Below are 14,871 nucleotides of genomic sequence, written 5' to 3'. Positions count from 1 at the left end.
ACGCGCGGCGCGTCCACCCTACCGGAGCCAGCGACGATGGGAAGCCGAGACAAGCGCATCGACGAGTACATCGCCAGGCAGGCGTCCTTCGCGCGCCCAATCCTGCGGCACATTCGAGCCGTCGTGCACACGGCGTCGCCCGCCATCGACGAGGACATCAAGTGGGGCTTCCCGTGGTTCACGTACCGCGGCAAGCCGCTGGCGTACATGGCCGGCTTCAAGGCGCACGTCGGCTTCGGATTCTACCGCGGAAAGCTCGTGATGGGCGAGGGCCGCGAAAAGCAGGACGCGATGGGGAGCTTCGGCCGCCTGACCGGCGTGCGCGACCTTCCGGGCAAGGCCGTCATCGTTCGCTTCGTGAAGAAGGCGGTCGCCCTCGCCGGCCAGGCCCGCGCGAGCGGCAAGGCCCCCGTGCGCGCGGCGAAGCCCATGCCCAGAGTGCCGCCGGCGCTGGCCAAGGCCCTTGCCGCGGACGCCACGCTGCGCGCGCAGTGGAACGCCTTCACGCCCGGCAAGCGGCGTGAATACCTGGAGTGGATTTCCAGCGCGAAACAGGACTCGACGCGCGACCGGCGACTCGCGACGACCGTCGCGCAGGTGCGCGAAGGCAAGTCGCAGAACTGGCGGTACGAGGCGAAGGTGCGCGTCCCGCGCCGCTGACGCGCGACGCTGCCTCGCGGCGCGTCAGTACGGCGAGCGCACCAGCGCCCGGAATTCGAGCGTCCGGCCGCCAGTGAACGACAGCGTCACTGGGAGCGAGTCACCCGCCGCGAGCTTGCGCCGCAGGCCGTTCACCATCAGGTGCTTGGCGTTCACGGCGAGCACGAGCGAGTCGCCGGGTGCGATCGGCGCCGAGTCGAGCGGCATCATGTGCACCATGCCGTCCATCTCGTGCGTCATGTGCAGCGACACGGCGTCGGCCAGCGGGGAGGCCGCGCCGGTGAGCGTGACGGCGGCGCGTTCGGTATTCACGAGCGACAGGTACACCGCCGTCACCATGCCGGAGTCGGCGGCGCGTGCCCAGGCGTCGTGCACGCTGAGCGAGCCAGCGGGGGCGGGGGCGTCGCGGCCGCCGCAGGCGACGGCGAGGGCGATCAGCGCAAAGAGGGCGCGGAAGCGGAACACGGGTGGAACCTCGGGGACGCGACGGCCGCGTCGCGCGCCCGGGTGCGGGATCAAACGCAAGGCCGGGCGCACGCCACGTTGCGTGCGCACCGGCCTGAAGCGTGCGGCCTGACCGAAAGCTACTTCGACTCGCCGCCGAACGCCGACTTGATGCCGCCCAGCAGGTCCATCGTCACCGGCACGATGGTGCCGTTGCCATTGCTCGTCATCTCGGTCAGCGTCTGCAGGTAGCGCAGCTGCAGGGCGGGCGGGTTGTCGCGGATGATGACCGCCGCCTTGCCGAGCGTCTCCGCCGCGAGGAACTCGCCGTCCGCGCGGATGATCTTGGCGCGCTTCTCACGCTCGGCTTCGGCCTGCGCGGCCATCGAGCGCTGCATCGTCTCGGGCAGCAGGACATCCTTCACCTCGACCACCGAGACCTTCACGCCCCACGGCTCGGTGTGGTGATCGATGATCGTGGCGAGCTTCTGGTTGATCTTGTCGCGCTGCGCGAGCAGCTCGTCGAGTTCGGACTGGCCGAGGACGCTCCGGAGGGTCGTGAGCGCGATCTGCGACGTCGCCCGGTCGTAGTGCTCGACCTGGATGAGCGCCTTGGCGCAGTCGACCACCTGGAAGTAGACCACCGCGTCCACCTTGATGGTGACGTTGTCGCGGGTGATCAGCTCCTGCGGTTCGACCGTCAGCGTCACCACGCGGGTGTCGATCTTGAACATCCGGTCGATGAGCGGGAAGATGAAGCGCAGGCCCGGCGCGCGCACCCCGATCAGTCGGCCGAAGCGGAGCACCACGCCGCCCTCGTATTGCTTCACGATCCGCACGCCGTACTGAAAGAGGAAGACGGCGACTGCGGCGGCGATGAGGTAGTTCACTATGTTGGCGTTCATGCCAGCGTCTCCAGGGAGTTAGTCTCGACCAGCGATTACGAGGTGAACTTCGACCAGCCCTTCAACGGCTGCCGCACCGGCGGCTTCTCCTTCATCCACTCCTTCGGGAACGTGTCCACATTGCCCCACAGCGGCAGGAGCCGCGAGAACACGAAGATGACCACGAAGGGGAGCGCGAAGATGACGATCCCCGCGTACAGCCCTTCACGGCCGTAGAGGTCCACTTCGAAGTTCAGGAAGCCGCGCAGGCTCTTCGAGAACATCTGGCCGCCCATCACGACGTTCCAGCGCATCGCGCCCACCTGCGCCAGCAGGAGCAGGCCGCAGACGACGCCGATCACGTTGCGGGCCATCGCCGGCACCTTCTCCTTGAACACGACCACGGCCCCCATTGCCAAGAAGGGAATCACCGAGCCGAGCAGGATCTGGATGATGAACATGCTCACGAACAGCTTGCCGGTGACCAGCTGCTTGAGGATCGTCCAGTCCTCGTTGGCCATGTAGGCATGGTTGACCAGCTCGAGCAGTTCCAGCACGACGTCGATGATGAGGAAATACCAGGCCGTCTCGATGAGCGCGTGGACGCAGTCGTAGCTGGTCTCCTTGCCCTTCACCCAGTGGATGAGGATGTAGCAGATCATCACCATCGCGACGCCCGAGACGATCGCGCTGAGGAGGAAGATCACCGGCATCAGCGGGCTGGCCCACCACGGATTCGCCTTGATCGCGCCGAAGATGAAGCCCACGTAGCCGTGCAGGCCGCACGCCGCCGGAATGCCGATCGAGGCAAGGAAGATCATCACCTTGCGGTCCACCGCCTCGGCTTCCTTGGAGATGTCGAGCACGCCGAGCGCGAGCAGCCAGTAGACCGGCTTGAGCGCGGGGAACCTGGTGTTCTGGTACAGGTGGACGATGTCGGTCCGGTAGACGAGCCAGATCTCCACCGCCAGGATGAACAGGTAGGTGGAGTAGATGAAGCCGAAGCCGGCCATGGCCGACGTCAGGTTGGGCGTGAACATGATGTTCAACGCCCGTTCGGGATGGCCGAGGTGGTTCAGCAGCGGCAGGGTGGCGAAGAGCGCGAACGCGAACGCCATCACCATGGCGAACCGGCTCACGGGCTTCAGTTCGTCCTTGTCGAAGACGTGGTGCAGCGACGAGATGATGAAGGCGCCGGCGACGATCCCCGTGATGTACGGGTAGAGCACGATCATCGTCGTCCAGTAGATGTGCGCCTGGTTGGGGAGGACGTACCCCTCGGTGATGTAGTGATGCATCTAGATCACCTCTGAGTCGAGCCCGATGTAGCGGGTGCGCGGCCGCGTGCCAAGGAAGGACTTCAGCACCTGCACGCGATTGGTCGCCAGGATGCGGCTGATCGTGCTTTCCGGGTCGCTCACGTTGCCGAAGATGCGCGCCTCGGCGGGGCAGGAGACCACGCAGGCCGGGAGCAGCCCCTTGATCACGCGGTGATGGCACCACGTGCACTTGTCGGCGGTGCCCGTTTCCGGGTTGAGGTAGCGCGACCCGAACGGGCAGGCCTGCACGCAGTAGCCGCACCCCACGCACCGTTCGTGGTCCACCAGCACCACGCCCTCGTCGGTCTTGAACGACGCGCCCACCGGGCAGACCTGGATGCAGGGCGTGTCGATGCAGTGGTTGCACAGCTTGGGCACGAAGAAGCCGCGCATCGGCGCTTCCGGGCCGGTGGGCTTGTTGCGCGTCGGGGCGGGATCGGCGAAGCCGTTCTCGCCGCCATTGGGCGAGTTCACGAAGACCTCGCCATCCGGATAGAACGTGTACTGCTCGACCCAGGTGCGGTTGTATCCCTCGGGCACGCCATTCTCGGCGCGGCAGGCCCGCACGCACGAACCGCAGCCGATGCACTTGGTGGTGTCGACCACGAAGCCGTACACGATCCCCTTGCCAACCTCGGCTTCCGCGCGGGACTTGGGATCGGCGCCCGCCTGCGGCAGGCGGAGGAGCGCGGTGTTCACGAACAGCGAGCCAAAGAGGAAACTCTGGCCGCCCGTCTTCGCGACCGTCTCCAGGAATTCCCGGCGCGTGACGTCGTCTGGGGTGATGGGGCTCATCGCTTGACCACCGTCGTGTGCGGATTGTGGCAGTCGATGCAGCGCGAGGCGGGGGAGAAGGTCCCCTGGTGCTCGGTGATGTGCTTCTCGACGTTCACGATGTACTTGAGGGAGCTCGGGCGCTCAAACGTCTTCAGGTGGCACCATTTGCATTCCGTGATGCCCGTGCCCGGATTGATCGCCTTCGGGAACTGCTTCAGGATCTTGTCGGTGTATCCGGCCGTGGAGTCCTCGGCCACCACCTTCGTATGCAGCAGGCCGGGGCCGTGACAGTTCTCGCACTGCGGGATGTGGTGCTTGCCGGCCTTCCACGCCGCGCCGATCTCGTCGTGGCATTCGGCGCAGGCGTCGCTGCCAATGTGCCGCGCCTCGCGCTTCCCCTCGTCATCGATGGCGGAGAGGCGGAAATGGCCCTTGACGCCAAAATCCTTGGGCACCACCAGCGATCGGACGTACAGAAATCCGACCACCGTGATGACCACAAGGGCGAGCAGCCGCACGAAGTGCCCTGCATGCCGCATGAACGGACCCCGTCAGAAGGAAGCGCCGTGGGGCGGGTGGCCGCCCCGTCGGGATGGAGCAAGCCCGCAACGCTGCCCGGCGTCGCCGGGTGGACCGGCGGTGCCTGCGTGCGGCCCTGACCAATGGCTGTGGGCGCGGCGCCGGCGGTGCCGGCGCCGCCGGTCGGCGGCTTACGGCTTCAGGGTGCGGATGTACTTGGCGACGGCGGCGATCTCGTCCGCCTTCAGCTTGTCCCCGAAGGGCTTCATCTTGCCCTTGCCCTCGCTGATCCCCTTCGCAAGGTCGGCATCCGTGCGCTTCGCGAAGAACGCGGCGTCGAACGTCTCGATCTTCGGATTCATCTTCTTGATGCCATCCGACGGCTTGCCGGTGACACCGTGGCACTTCTTGCAGTTGGCTTCGTACACTGTCTTGCCGTCAGCACCCTGGGCGGCAGCAGTGGAAACGACGAGAGTCAAGGCACCGAGCAGGACGAACGGACGCATCGCGCAACTCCGGTAGAAGTGAAGAGTCCAGCGGCACAGCGTCATTCAGTCTTCGGAACCATCGTCGCGGTACCGGTCGTCCCACTCTGCCTGGCCGGAAGACGGCGATTGCCCTACGAGAGATGAGTGGATGGATTATACCCGCGGGGCGGAAATTGACACTCAGGTGATCTCTGGACTTTCTATCGTAAGATCCCCTACACGCGGCACGGCATTTGTCCGATACGCGCTCTGGCAGGGTCGCTCGCCCCGCGTCGCGATCCAGCCGCCGAGTGCCGCCTCAACGCTCCCGACGAGCGAAACGTCTGACTACGGTGTCAGGGTCCGGATGTATCGGGCGACGGCGACCATCTCCTCGGGCTTCAGCCGGTCACTGAACGGCTTCATGTTCTTGCCCTTGCCGTTCCGGAGGACATTCAGGATGTCCTCCTCGGTGCGCTTAGCGAAGAACGCGGCATCCCAGAGCGGAATCTCCGGCAGCAGTTTCTTGATGCCGGCCGACGGGCGACCTGCTGGGCCGTGGCACTTCTGGCAATGGGTCTCGAAGACCAGCTTGCCGTCGGGCGTCTGAGCCGCAGAGCCGGAGGCGGCCAGGACCGTGAGGGTCGCGGCGAAGATCGAGAGGAACCAGCGGCGGCGGCGCGGAGTCATGGTCGGGCGTGGAGGGACAAAGGAAGGACGATGTGCACGGCAGGACATCAACAAGGTACCCGCGTGGCAACCGAATTCCACCTCCTTCTATTGCCGCATCGGGGCACGGCGGTTTATTTCCTCCGCTATGGACAGACCCATCCGAGTGCTCGTTGCAAAGCCCGGACTCGACGGTCACGATCGAGGGGCGAAGGTGGTCGCGGCCGCCCTGCGCGACGCGGGCATGGAAGTCATCTACACCGGCCTGCACCAGACGCCCGAGATGATCGCGAGCGCGGCGGTGCAGGAGGACGTGGACGTCGTCGGACTCTCCATCCTCTCCGGCGCCCATATGACGCTCTTCCCCCGTGTCCGCGAGCTGCTGTCGGAGCAGGGGCGGGACGACATCCTGATCACGGGCGGCGGCATCATCCCCAAGGAAGACATGGACAAGCTGGCGGCCCTGGGCGTCGGCCGTCTCTTCGGGCCGGGGACGCCCACCACGGACCTCATCGCGTACATCCGCGACTGGTACGCCGAGCGCCAGGCGCAGGACGCGTGAACACGCGGCTGGCCGACGCGAGCGCCGCGGCGCGTGAGCTCGAGCAGCGGCTCCGGCTGGGCGGCGGTCCCGAGAAGATTGAACGGCAGCACCGGCAGGGAAAGCTGACGGCGCGTGAGCGCATTGCGCGCCTGAAGGACGCCGACACGCCCCTCGTCGAGTTCGGCCTGCTGGTGGCGCATGACCAGTACGGTGGGGAGGCCCCCGCCGCGGGCGTCGTCACCGGGATCATCCACATCGGGTGCCGCCCCTGCGTGGTGGTGGCCAACGACGCCACCGTCAAGGCGGGATCGTGGTGGCCGGAGACCATCGGCAAGATCCTGCGCGCGCAGGAATGCGCCATGCGCTCGCATCTGCCGATCATCTACCTGGTGGACTCGGCCGGCGTGAACCTGCCGTATCAGGGTGGCGTCTTTCCGGGGCAGTACGGCGCGGCGCGGATCTTCTATTACAACTCCATCATGCGCCGCTTCCTCCACATCCCGCAGATCGCCGCGGTGATGGGTCCGTGCATTGCGGGCGGCGCCTACCTGCCGGCGCTGAGTGACGAGATCCTGATGGTGAAGGGCACGTCGTTCATGGGACTGGGCGGCCCGAACCTGGTGAAGGGCGCAACAGGAGCCGTCATCGACGCCGAGACGCTCGGCGGCGCGAGCACCCATACGCAGATCTCCGCCGTTGCCCACTATGCCGTGGACGACGACGAGGCGTGCCTGGCGAAGATCCGCGATCTGGTCGGACGGCTGGCGCCGCCCGAGCGCGTGGCGCCCTACGATCCCGACGCGACGCCCGGCGATGATCCCGCCGCGCTCTACGAACTGCTGCCAAACGACCACCGCATGCAATACGACATGCACGCGGTGCTGCGCACCCTGCTCGACGACGGCGCGCTCGATGAGTTCCAGCCCGAAATCGCCCGCGAGATGATCTGCGGCGACGCGCGCATCGAGGGAACGCCGGTGGGCGTCGTGGCCAACCTGCGGCATCTCGTGAAGGGGCCGCACGGCGAGGGCGCGCGCTTCGGCGGCATCATCTACACGGAAAGCGCCGAGAAGGTCGCGTACTTCATCCAGCGCTGCGATCGCCACGGCATCCCGCTGCTCTTCGTGCAGGATGTGTCGGGCTTCATGGTCGGCAAGGACGCGGAGCACGCGGGGATCATCCGCGCCGGCGCGCATTTCGTCGAGGCGATGGCCACCACGTCGGTGCCGAAGATCGTGCTCACGATCAACCACGCGTCGGGCGCGGGCTACTACGCGATGGCCGGACAGGGATTCGACCCCGATTTCATCTTCTCGTGGCCGACCGGCCGGATGGCGGTGATGGAAGGCGAGTCGGCGGTGCAGGCCGTGCACGGCCCGTCGCTCGAGGAGGCGCGCAAGGCTGGCTTCGATCCGTCGGACGATCTCAAGGCGGCGGTCGAGGCGATGCGCGCCGACTACGAACATCAGCTCGACGCGCGCTATGCGGCGGCGCGGGGCTTCGTGGACACCATCGTCTATCCCGAGGACACGCGCACGGTGCTCGGCATCGCGCTCCGCGCGGCCTGGCAGAATCCGGGGCCCCATCTGGGACCGTTCGTGCTGCCGAGTCGGCTTGGAGGTGAGGCGTGAGCAGGGTGGTGCGGGTCGCGGGCGGGCAGGGTTTCTGGGGCGACTGGCCGGAGGCGCCGCGCCGGCAGGTCGAGGGCGGGCCAATCGACTACCTGATGCTCGACTACCTGGCTGAAGTCACGATGTCCATTCTGCAGAAGCAGAAGGAACGCGACCCGGCCATGGGATATGCCCGCGATTTCGTGGGCGCGATGGAGAGCGTGCTGACGGCCGTCGCCGATCGCGGCGTCAAGGTCATCGCGAACGCGGGCGGCGTGAACCCCGAAGGGTGCGCGGCGGCGGTGCAGGCGATGGCCGAGCGCGCCGGGCGCGCCGGCGCGCTGCGCATCGGCATCGTCACCGGCGACAACCTGCTGCCGCGCCTCGAGGAGCTGCTCGCCTCGGGGCACGAACTGCGCAACATGGACACCGGGGAACCGCTGTCGCTGGTGCGCGATCGCGTGATTGCGGCCAATGCGTACATCGGTTCCACTGCCATCGTCGAGGCGCTGGCGAAGGGTGCCAATGTCGTGATCACCGGGCGCTCCACGGACACGGCGCTGACGATGGCGCCGTTGCGCCACGAGTTCGGGTGGGGCGCCGCCGACTGGGACAGGCTGGCGGCCGGCATCATCGCCGGACACATCATCGAGTGCGGCGCGCAATGCTCGGGCGGCAACTGCCTCCACGACTGGCGCGACATCCCGAACCTGGCGGACGTCGGTTACCCGATCGTCGAGGGTTCGGCCGATGGCACGTTCGTGGTCACGAAGCACGCCGGGACGGGTGGGCGCGTGAGCGTGCAGACCGTCAGCGAGCAGTTGGTGTACGAAATGGGCGACCCGCACGCGTACATCACGCCCGACGTCGTGGCCGACTTCACGTCCATCCGCCTGGAACCGGCCGGTGCCGATCGCGTCCGCGTGCACGGCATTAAGGGCGCGCCGGCCACCGACAAGCTGAAGGTTTCGATTGCCTACCGTTCGGGTTACAAGGCGGTCGGATCGCTCGTGTATGCCTGGCCCGACGCCCTCGAAAAGGCGCAACTGGCCGATCGCGTGCTGCGCGAGCGCCTCGACCGCCTCGGCCTTAAGTTCGAGAAGGTTCTCAGCGAGTTCGTGGGGGCATCGGCGACGCACGGGCCGCTGGCAGGGGACGCCGGACGGCAGGCGCCCGAGGTGCAGTATCGCATCGGCGTGCGCGATGCCGACAAGAAGAAGGTCGAGCGGTTCACCCGCGAAATCGTGCCGCTGGTGCTGAACGGTCCGCCGAGCGTCACGGGCTTCGCGGGCGGCCGGCCGAAAGTCGAGGAAATCGTCGCGTACTGGCCGGCGCTGGTGGACAAGACGGTGGTGCAGACGCGCGTGGAGGTCCGCTGATGCGGGTACGGCTTCTCGACATCGCGCATGCGCGATCGGGCGACAAGGGTGACACGGCCAACGTCGGCGTCATCGCCCTGCGCCCGGAGTGGTACGCGGTGCTTGAACGACACCTCACCCGCGATCGCGTGGCGCGGCACTTTGCCGGCGTCATCGAGGGCGGCGTGGATCGCTTTGAGCTCCCGAACCTCAACGCGCTGAACTTCCTGCTGCACGGGGCGCTCGATGGCGGCGGCACGCTGTCGCTGAAGACCGACGCGCAGGGCAAGGTCTACTCCACCGCGCTGCTGCGCATGGAACTCGAGGTTCCGGACGATGAGGCACGCGCGGCGCGGCTGCCGGCGGCCCCATGAGCGAGGAGCCGCGGCTTCGCATCGCGATGTACGGTGGCATCGGGCGCGCGACGCTCGCCCGTCCCTCGCATCAGAACGCGCTCGACCCCCAGACCGTCATCGAGTTGCGGCACGCCCTCGATGAGTTCGAGCATGATGGCGAGGTGCGGGCGGTGCTGATTGCCGGTGAGGGCGACCACTTCTGCGCGGGGTCGGATCTCGCCGAGCTGTCGGCGACGCTCGAAGCGACGGAAGGCGGCGGCGACGAGGACGTGCTGGCGATGGGCCGGTTGTTTCTTGGCATTCGGCAGATGTCCAAGCCGGTGGTGGCGGCGGTGCAGGGGCGCGCCATCGCCGGCGGGGCCGGACTGGCCACTGCCTGCGACGTCGTGCTGGCGCGCGAGGACGCCGTCTTCGGCTATCCCGAGATTCGGCTCGGTGCCATTCCGGCCATGGTGATGACCATGCTGCGCCGTTCGGTTGGCGAGAAGCACGCCTTCGATCTCGTGGCGAGCGGTCGCATGGTGAAGGCGGCGGAGGCCGAGCGCATCGGCCTCGTGAGCCGCGTGCTCAGCACGGCCGCCTTCGACGGCGAGGTCGAACGCATCGTGCTGGGTCTCGCGTCGCACTCCTCCCGTGGCATGGCGTACACCAAGCAGCTCTTCTACGCGCTCGACGGCATGACCTTCCGCGACAGCATCGACGAAGGCGCCAAGACGAGCGCGGAAGCGCGGGCGGCGGAGAAACCGCCGCGCGTCCATCCGTGATCACGTCATGGCTGCGGTGATCCTGTACGGCGCGACCGGATACACGGGGCAACTCGTCATCGAGGAGTGCCTCGCCCTGGGCCTGCGGCCGGTGCTGGCCGGGCGCAACGCCAATGCGGTGCAGGCGCTGGCCGCCCTGTCGGGGCTCGAGTGGCAGGCGGCCGCGCTCGACGACGCCGCGGCGCTGAACCGGCTGCTGCACGGCGCGACCGTGGTGATTCACTGCGCGGGACCGTTTGCGCGAACGTCGCGTCCGATGGCCGACGCCTGTCTGCGCAATGGCGCGCACTACCTGGACATCACGGGTGAGATCGCCGTCTTTGAGGCGCTCGCCGCGCGGGATGCCGAAGCGCGCGCCGCCGGCGTGATGCTCCTGCCGGGCGCTGGCTTCGACGTCGTGCCCAGTGACTGTCTCGCCGCGCACCTGAAGGGGCGGCTCCCATCGGCGACTTCGCTCGATCTCGCCTTCCACGGCGGAAGCGGCGTGTCGCGCGGCACCGCGACGACGATGGCGGAGAACGCGGGCGGACCCGGCGCGGTGCGCCGCGGCGGACGCATCGTGCCGGTGCCCCCGGCCTGGCGGACGCGCCGCATCGTGCTGGGCGGCAGGGAACGCCTCACGGTGACGATCCCGTGGGGCGACGTCTCCACCGCCTACCACAGCACCGGCATTCCGGACATCGCGGTGTATACGGCGGTCTCCCCGGAGACCGTCCGCATGCTCAGGCTTTCACGGTTCCTCGCGCCGCTGCTCCGCACGCGATGGATGCGTGCCAGGATGATCGACGTGATTCGCCGGCGTCCACCCGGGCCGTCCGCCGAGGCACGGGCGCGCGCGACCGCGTCGCTGTGGGGCGAGGCGCGCGACGGCGCCGGCCGAACGGTCGTGTCGCGCCTGCAGACCCCCGACGGCTACACGCTGACGGCCAAGACGGCCGCGCTCGCGGCCCGGGTGGTGGTGGACGGTGGCGCCGTGCCGGGATTTCAGACGCCGTCGCGCGCCTTCGGCGCCGACTTCATTTTGCGTGTCCCCGGCTGTTCGCGCACCGACGAGTGATTCCACGCGACTCAAGTTGACGAGGTAACCCAATGACGTCTCGTACCAGACTGAAGCTGACGATCTCGCTGGTGGGCCTCGTGCTCTTCTTCGTCGGCGTGCGGCTCGAGATGACCGGCTTCCGATGGGCCGGCCTGGGCTTGGTGGCTGTCGCCTGGTTCATGCGTTTCTGGAAAGAGGCGCCCCCGCCGGCGTAACGCGACCTCCTCGCGCGGACCGCGACGGACCGCGACGGATTCAGGGTGCTGGACGCCGAGGCCGCCGTACGGGCCGCGATCGCGCGGCGGTGAGCTGAGACAAGACCATGCGAATGAAGCCCGGCAGGCCAAAGGCCGCCGGGCTTCGACATCCCCTCCGCGGACGCGTGAGTCATTCCCCCACGTCTTCCGTCTCCCGTCTTCCGTCTCCCGTCTGCCTCTTACGAATGCAACTCGTACCGCCCCTCGCGGATGTCGCGCGAGCCCGCCTTCACCCCTAGCCCCACGCTCGCGCCCAGCGCGACCGCGGCGCCGGCGCCCAGATGGATGAGCGGCAGGATGGACACGAAGTTCAGGATCGGCAGGGCGACGAGAAACGAGGCGATGCCGACGACCCACGGGATGGACGGCTTGTGCGCGCCGTCCACATAGCGCAAGCGGTCGCGCACGAAGCGCCGCGCGGTGCCATAACCCATGATGGCGCCGACCAGTACAACTGCCGTGGACAGTACGAACGTGAGCATGGTCCCCTCCGGTTGACCTCTCTACGCGCGCGCATGGCATGCGGTTTCACGGCGTCCCGGCCTGCCACCGTTGGCCCCTGACCGCGGGCTGGCGCTCCGGGGACCCGCTATCTTACGGACAATGCCCTCCATTCCGGAACTGCTGGCTCCCGCCGGGAGCGTGGATGCCGTGCGCGCCGCCGTCGCGAACGGCGCGAACTCGGTCTATCTCGGCGCGTCCAAGTTCAATGCGCGCGACGAAGGCGCCCAGCTCTCGCTCGACGACCTCACGACGGCCTGCCAGATCGCCCACGGCCATGGCGTGCGCGTCTACATGACGCTCAACACCTTGGTCAAACCCGCGGAACTGGTGGACTGCCTTACCTACCTGGGCGAGTGCATCGACCGCGGCATCGACGCGGCCATTGTGCAGGACATCGGACTCGTCCGGCTAATCCAGGCCGTATATCCCGGATTCGAGATCCATGGCTCCACCCAGATGACTGTGCACGACGCCAGCGGCGCGCGCGTCATGGAACGACTCGGCGTCGGCCGCGTGGTGCTGGCGCGCGAGAATACGCTCGACGACATCCGCGCGATTCGCGAGGCCGTGCCCGGCCTCGGCCTCGAGAGCTTCGTGCACGGCGCCCTTTGCATCTCGTACAGCGGGCAGTGCTTCATGTCGGGGATGATCTCCGAGCGGAGCGCCAACCGTGGCTCGTGCGCGCAGAGCTGCCGCAAGGACTACATCCTCACCGATGCCGACACCCGCGCCGAGCTCGACCGCGGCTACCTGATCTCGGCGCGCGACCTGGGCGCCTTCGATCACCTGGCCGAGATCGCGGAGGCCGGCATCGTCTGCCTCAAGGTGGAGGGGCGCAAGAAGAAGCCCGAGTACGTCGCCACGGTCACCAAGGGCTATCGCGAGTGGCTCGACCGGGTGGCGCACGGCAACTTCGCACCGCCGGCGTTCGAGGAGACACGGCCGCTCGTGCAGATCTTCAGCCGCGGGTTCACCGGCGGCATGTACGGCGGCCGCGCGGGACGTGATTACGTCACGCGCACGCAGCCGGATAACCGCGGGCTCGAACTGGGCGAGGTGCTGGAACAGCGCGACGGCGAGCTGCTGGTCGACGTCATCGCGCCAGTCGCCGTCGGCGATGGCCTCGGTTTCGAACCGCCGGGCGGCGGTCACGCCGAGAGCGTCGGCTTCGGCGTCACCGAGGTGCGCACGGAACAGCGTCACGAGGGCCGATGGCGGCAGGTGATCGCCACGCGCATGCGGGTCAGTCCGGGATGGCGCGTCTTCCGCACCAGCGATGCGCAGTTGCTCGGTGCGGCGCGCTCGTCCTTTGCGGCGCTCGCCGACGAGGGGCGGGCGAAGCGCGTGCGCCTCGACGTGCGCCTCTTCGGCGCGGCCGGTGCGCCACTGAAGGCGATCCTCTCGGCGGACGGTGAGGCCACCACGGAGCATTCCGACGCCACGCTCGCTCCCGCGTCCAAGCGCGCACTGGACGCCGCGCAGCTGCGCGAGCAGTTCGGCCGGCTCGGCGAAACGCCGTTCGTGCTCGGCGACCTCGACGCGTCCGGGCTGGGCACAGGGCTCTTCCTCCCGGTGTCGGAACTGAACCGTATGCGCCAGCGCGCCACGGAGGAGCTCGCGCAGCGGCGCGACTGGGCGCACAGTGCCGTCGTCGCCGAGCGGGCGGAACGCATCGCGCACGCGGTGCGACTGGAGCCTGTGGGTGAGGGCGCGGTGCCGACGTTCAATCTCTCCGCCGAGGTTTTCGATCTCGACGATGCGCGCACGGCGGCGCGGGCCGGCGCCACGGAAGTGGTGCTCGACCCCTTCCTGCGGCATCCGGCGCCGCCGCGTGCGCGCGTCACGGCCCTCGCGGCCGAACTGTCAGCGCAGGGGACCGCGCTCCGGCTCCGCACTCCGAGCGTCGTGCGTCCGGAGGAACGTCGCGCGATACAGCCGTGGCTCGACCTGGGCCTGCCGCTGCTCAGCGGCCACCTGGGGCTCGTGGCCGAATTGGCGGGTGCGGGGCGCGACGTGGTCGCGGACTACGCCGTCAACTGCTTCAACGGACACACCGCCCGCGAGCTGTTCACCTACGGCGCCGGTCGGATCACCGCATCCGTGGAGTTGACCGCCGACGAGATCGCGCAGCTCGTGGCGCCGTGGCACGGCGTCGGCTTCGAGGTCTTCCTCTTCGGACGTCCGGAGGGGATGAACATGGAGCACTGTGTCCTGTCGGCGGCGTTCGACCGCGAGCCGGCGACGTGCCGTGACCTGTGCGTGCAGAAGCATACGAACGTCGAACTCACGGATCCCACCGGCTACACCTTCCCGGTCGCGACCGACAGCGCCTGCCGCAACCGCCTGCTGCACTCTCGGCCCGTGGACGGATCGCAGTATCTCCCGCGCCTCTGGCGGTCTGGGATCCGCAGCTACCGCGCCGTGTTCAACGTGCGGGGTGAACCGGTGGCCGAGATCATGGGGGCGTACCGGCAGATGCTCGATGCGCTGGCCGCGGGGGAGGCGCCCGAACTCCAGGGCGTGCGGACAATCCTCGGCGACCAGTACACCCGCGGCCACTTCGCCCGCGCCGTCTAGGCGGTTGCGGGGGGCGTGCCGCATGTCGGCGCGCCGCCCCCGCGCCCGATCCGGGATGACGCCTCCTCATTCGCATCGTCGCCGCACTATCTTCCTGCGCGCCGCCCGTCGCACGGGCGACCG

General features: G+C 68.3%; 17 protein-coding genes. 9 read left to right on the top strand and 8 right to left on the bottom strand.

The window, feature by feature from the left end; all coding sequences use genetic code 11:
- The first annotated feature begins 36 nt into the window (after window positions 1–36).
- The gene (locus VGJ96_06630; protein ID HEY3286781.1) at window positions 37–660 is read left to right on the top strand and encodes a YdeI/OmpD-associated family protein; all 624 of its coding nucleotides are present in this window, start codon (window positions 37–39) and stop codon (window positions 658–660) included.
- A 24-nt stretch (window positions 661–684) separates the two neighbouring features.
- Here the strand turns inward: VGJ96_06630 and VGJ96_06625 are convergent, their stop codons facing one another.
- The 7 genes from VGJ96_06625 to VGJ96_06595 all read right to left on the bottom strand — a co-directional run bounded on the left by VGJ96_06625 (window position 685) and on the right by VGJ96_06595 (window position 5,760).
- Window positions 685–1,125 (bottom strand): copper chaperone PCu(A)C, encoded by a 441-nt coding sequence (locus VGJ96_06625; protein HEY3286780.1) that lies wholly within the window; start codon window positions 1,123–1,125, stop codon window positions 685–687.
- Window positions 1,126–1,244: 119 nt separating this feature from the next.
- On the bottom strand, window positions 1,245–2,009 hold the full coding sequence (locus tag VGJ96_06620; protein HEY3286779.1) for a slipin family protein: 765 nt from the start codon (window positions 2,007–2,009) through the stop codon (window positions 1,245–1,247).
- Window positions 2,010–2,044: 35 nt separating this feature from the next.
- Window positions 2,045–3,286: an NrfD/PsrC family molybdoenzyme membrane anchor subunit gene (gene nrfD / locus VGJ96_06615; GenBank protein ID HEY3286778.1), complete on the bottom strand. Its 1,242-nt coding sequence runs from the start codon at window positions 3,284–3,286 to the stop codon at window positions 2,045–2,047.
- The gene (locus VGJ96_06610; GenBank protein ID HEY3286777.1) at window positions 3,287–4,102 is read right to left on the bottom strand and encodes a 4Fe-4S dicluster domain-containing protein; all 816 of its coding nucleotides are present in this window, start codon (window positions 4,100–4,102) and stop codon (window positions 3,287–3,289) included. It abuts the gene before it with no gap.
- Window positions 4,099–4,623: a hypothetical protein gene (locus VGJ96_06605; GenBank protein HEY3286776.1), complete on the bottom strand. Its 525-nt coding sequence runs from the start codon at window positions 4,621–4,623 to the stop codon at window positions 4,099–4,101. Before VGJ96_06605 ends, VGJ96_06610 begins: the two co-directional genes overlap by 4 nt.
- Window positions 4,624–4,794: 171 nt before the next feature.
- Entirely contained in the window at window positions 4,795–5,109 is a 315-nt protein-coding gene (locus tag VGJ96_06600) for a cytochrome c (protein HEY3286775.1), read from the bottom strand.
- A 309-nt stretch (window positions 5,110–5,418) separates the two neighbouring features.
- On the bottom strand, window positions 5,419–5,760 hold the full coding sequence (locus VGJ96_06595) for a cytochrome c (GenBank protein ID HEY3286774.1): 342 nt from the start codon (window positions 5,758–5,760) through the stop codon (window positions 5,419–5,421).
- Between the two features lie 127 nt (window positions 5,761–5,887).
- On the opposite strand from VGJ96_06595, the gene VGJ96_06590 reads away from it, so the two are divergent.
- The 7 genes from VGJ96_06590 to VGJ96_06560 are packed head-to-tail and all read left to right on the top strand — an operon-like array spanning window position 5,888 to window position 11,625.
- Complete coding sequence (locus VGJ96_06590) at window positions 5,888–6,301, top strand: cobalamin B12-binding domain-containing protein (protein ID HEY3286773.1); 414 nt, start codon at window positions 5,888–5,890, stop codon at window positions 6,299–6,301.
- Window positions 6,298–7,914: a carboxyl transferase domain-containing protein gene (locus VGJ96_06585; GenBank protein HEY3286772.1), complete on the top strand. Its 1,617-nt coding sequence runs from the start codon at window positions 6,298–6,300 to the stop codon at window positions 7,912–7,914. Before VGJ96_06590 ends, VGJ96_06585 begins: the two co-directional genes overlap by 4 nt.
- Window positions 7,911–9,272: an acyclic terpene utilization AtuA family protein gene (locus tag VGJ96_06580; protein HEY3286771.1), complete on the top strand. Its 1,362-nt coding sequence runs from the start codon at window positions 7,911–7,913 to the stop codon at window positions 9,270–9,272. The genes VGJ96_06585 and VGJ96_06580 overlap by 4 nt, the downstream gene beginning before the upstream one ends.
- Window positions 9,272–9,625: a hypothetical protein gene (locus tag VGJ96_06575; protein ID HEY3286770.1), complete on the top strand. Its 354-nt coding sequence runs from the start codon at window positions 9,272–9,274 to the stop codon at window positions 9,623–9,625. The genes VGJ96_06580 and VGJ96_06575 overlap by 1 nt, the downstream gene beginning before the upstream one ends.
- Window positions 9,622–10,371 (top strand): enoyl-CoA hydratase/isomerase family protein, encoded by a 750-nt coding sequence (locus VGJ96_06570; protein HEY3286769.1) that lies wholly within the window; start codon window positions 9,622–9,624, stop codon window positions 10,369–10,371. The genes VGJ96_06575 and VGJ96_06570 overlap by 4 nt, the downstream gene beginning before the upstream one ends.
- Before the next feature lie 7 nt (window positions 10,372–10,378).
- Window positions 10,379–11,428 (top strand): saccharopine dehydrogenase NADP-binding domain-containing protein, encoded by a 1,050-nt coding sequence (locus VGJ96_06565; protein HEY3286768.1) that lies wholly within the window; start codon window positions 10,379–10,381, stop codon window positions 11,426–11,428.
- 32 nt (window positions 11,429–11,460) lie between these two features.
- The gene (locus VGJ96_06560; GenBank protein ID HEY3286767.1) at window positions 11,461–11,625 is read left to right on the top strand and encodes a hypothetical protein; all 165 of its coding nucleotides are present in this window, start codon (window positions 11,461–11,463) and stop codon (window positions 11,623–11,625) included.
- A gap of 221 nt (window positions 11,626–11,846) precedes the next feature.
- Here the strand turns inward: VGJ96_06560 and VGJ96_06555 are convergent, their stop codons facing one another.
- A complete protein-coding gene (locus VGJ96_06555) occupies window positions 11,847–12,149 on the bottom strand; it encodes a hypothetical protein (GenBank protein ID HEY3286766.1) in 303 nt (100 codons plus the stop codon).
- 121 nt (window positions 12,150–12,270) lie between these two features.
- On the opposite strand from VGJ96_06555, the gene VGJ96_06550 reads away from it, so the two are divergent.
- Complete coding sequence (locus VGJ96_06550) at window positions 12,271–14,748, top strand: DUF3656 domain-containing protein (GenBank protein HEY3286765.1); 2,478 nt, start codon at window positions 12,271–12,273, stop codon at window positions 14,746–14,748.
- Window positions 14,749–14,871: the final 123 nt, after the last annotated feature.

Source organism: Gemmatimonadaceae bacterium, assembly GCA_036504815.1.
GTDB lineage: Bacteria > Gemmatimonadota > Gemmatimonadetes > Gemmatimonadales > Gemmatimonadaceae > PNKL01.
This window is presented reverse-complemented; position numbering and strand designations above follow the sequence as displayed.

Coding starts and splice junctions, on each gene's coding strand:
- VGJ96_06630 (HEY3286781.1), top strand. CDS start 37: ATGGGAAGCCGAGACAAGCGCATCGACGAGTACATCGCCAGGCAGGCG.
- VGJ96_06620 (HEY3286779.1), bottom strand. CDS start 2,009: ATGAACGCCAACATAGTGAACTACCTCATCGCCGCCGCAGTCGCCGTC.
- nrfD (HEY3286778.1), bottom strand. CDS start 3,286: ATGCATCACTACATCACCGAGGGGTACGTCCTCCCCAACCAGGCGCAC.
- VGJ96_06610 (HEY3286777.1), bottom strand. CDS start 4,102: ATGAGCCCCATCACCCCAGACGACGTCACGCGCCGGGAATTCCTGGAG.
- VGJ96_06605 (HEY3286776.1), bottom strand. CDS start 4,623: ATGCGGCATGCAGGGCACTTCGTGCGGCTGCTCGCCCTTGTGGTCATC.
- VGJ96_06600 (HEY3286775.1), bottom strand. CDS start 5,109: ATGCGTCCGTTCGTCCTGCTCGGTGCCTTGACTCTCGTCGTTTCCACT.
- VGJ96_06595 (HEY3286774.1), bottom strand. CDS start 5,760: ATGACTCCGCGCCGCCGCCGCTGGTTCCTCTCGATCTTCGCCGCGACC.
- VGJ96_06590 (HEY3286773.1), top strand. CDS start 5,888: ATGGACAGACCCATCCGAGTGCTCGTTGCAAAGCCCGGACTCGACGGT.
- VGJ96_06575 (HEY3286770.1), top strand. CDS start 9,272: ATGCGGGTACGGCTTCTCGACATCGCGCATGCGCGATCGGGCGACAAG.
- VGJ96_06570 (HEY3286769.1), top strand. CDS start 9,622: ATGAGCGAGGAGCCGCGGCTTCGCATCGCGATGTACGGTGGCATCGGG.
- VGJ96_06565 (HEY3286768.1), top strand. CDS start 10,379: ATGGCTGCGGTGATCCTGTACGGCGCGACCGGATACACGGGGCAACTC.
- VGJ96_06560 (HEY3286767.1), top strand. CDS start 11,461: ATGACGTCTCGTACCAGACTGAAGCTGACGATCTCGCTGGTGGGCCTC.
- VGJ96_06555 (HEY3286766.1), bottom strand. CDS start 12,149: ATGCTCACGTTCGTACTGTCCACGGCAGTTGTACTGGTCGGCGCCATC.
- VGJ96_06550 (HEY3286765.1), top strand. CDS start 12,271: ATGCCCTCCATTCCGGAACTGCTGGCTCCCGCCGGGAGCGTGGATGCC.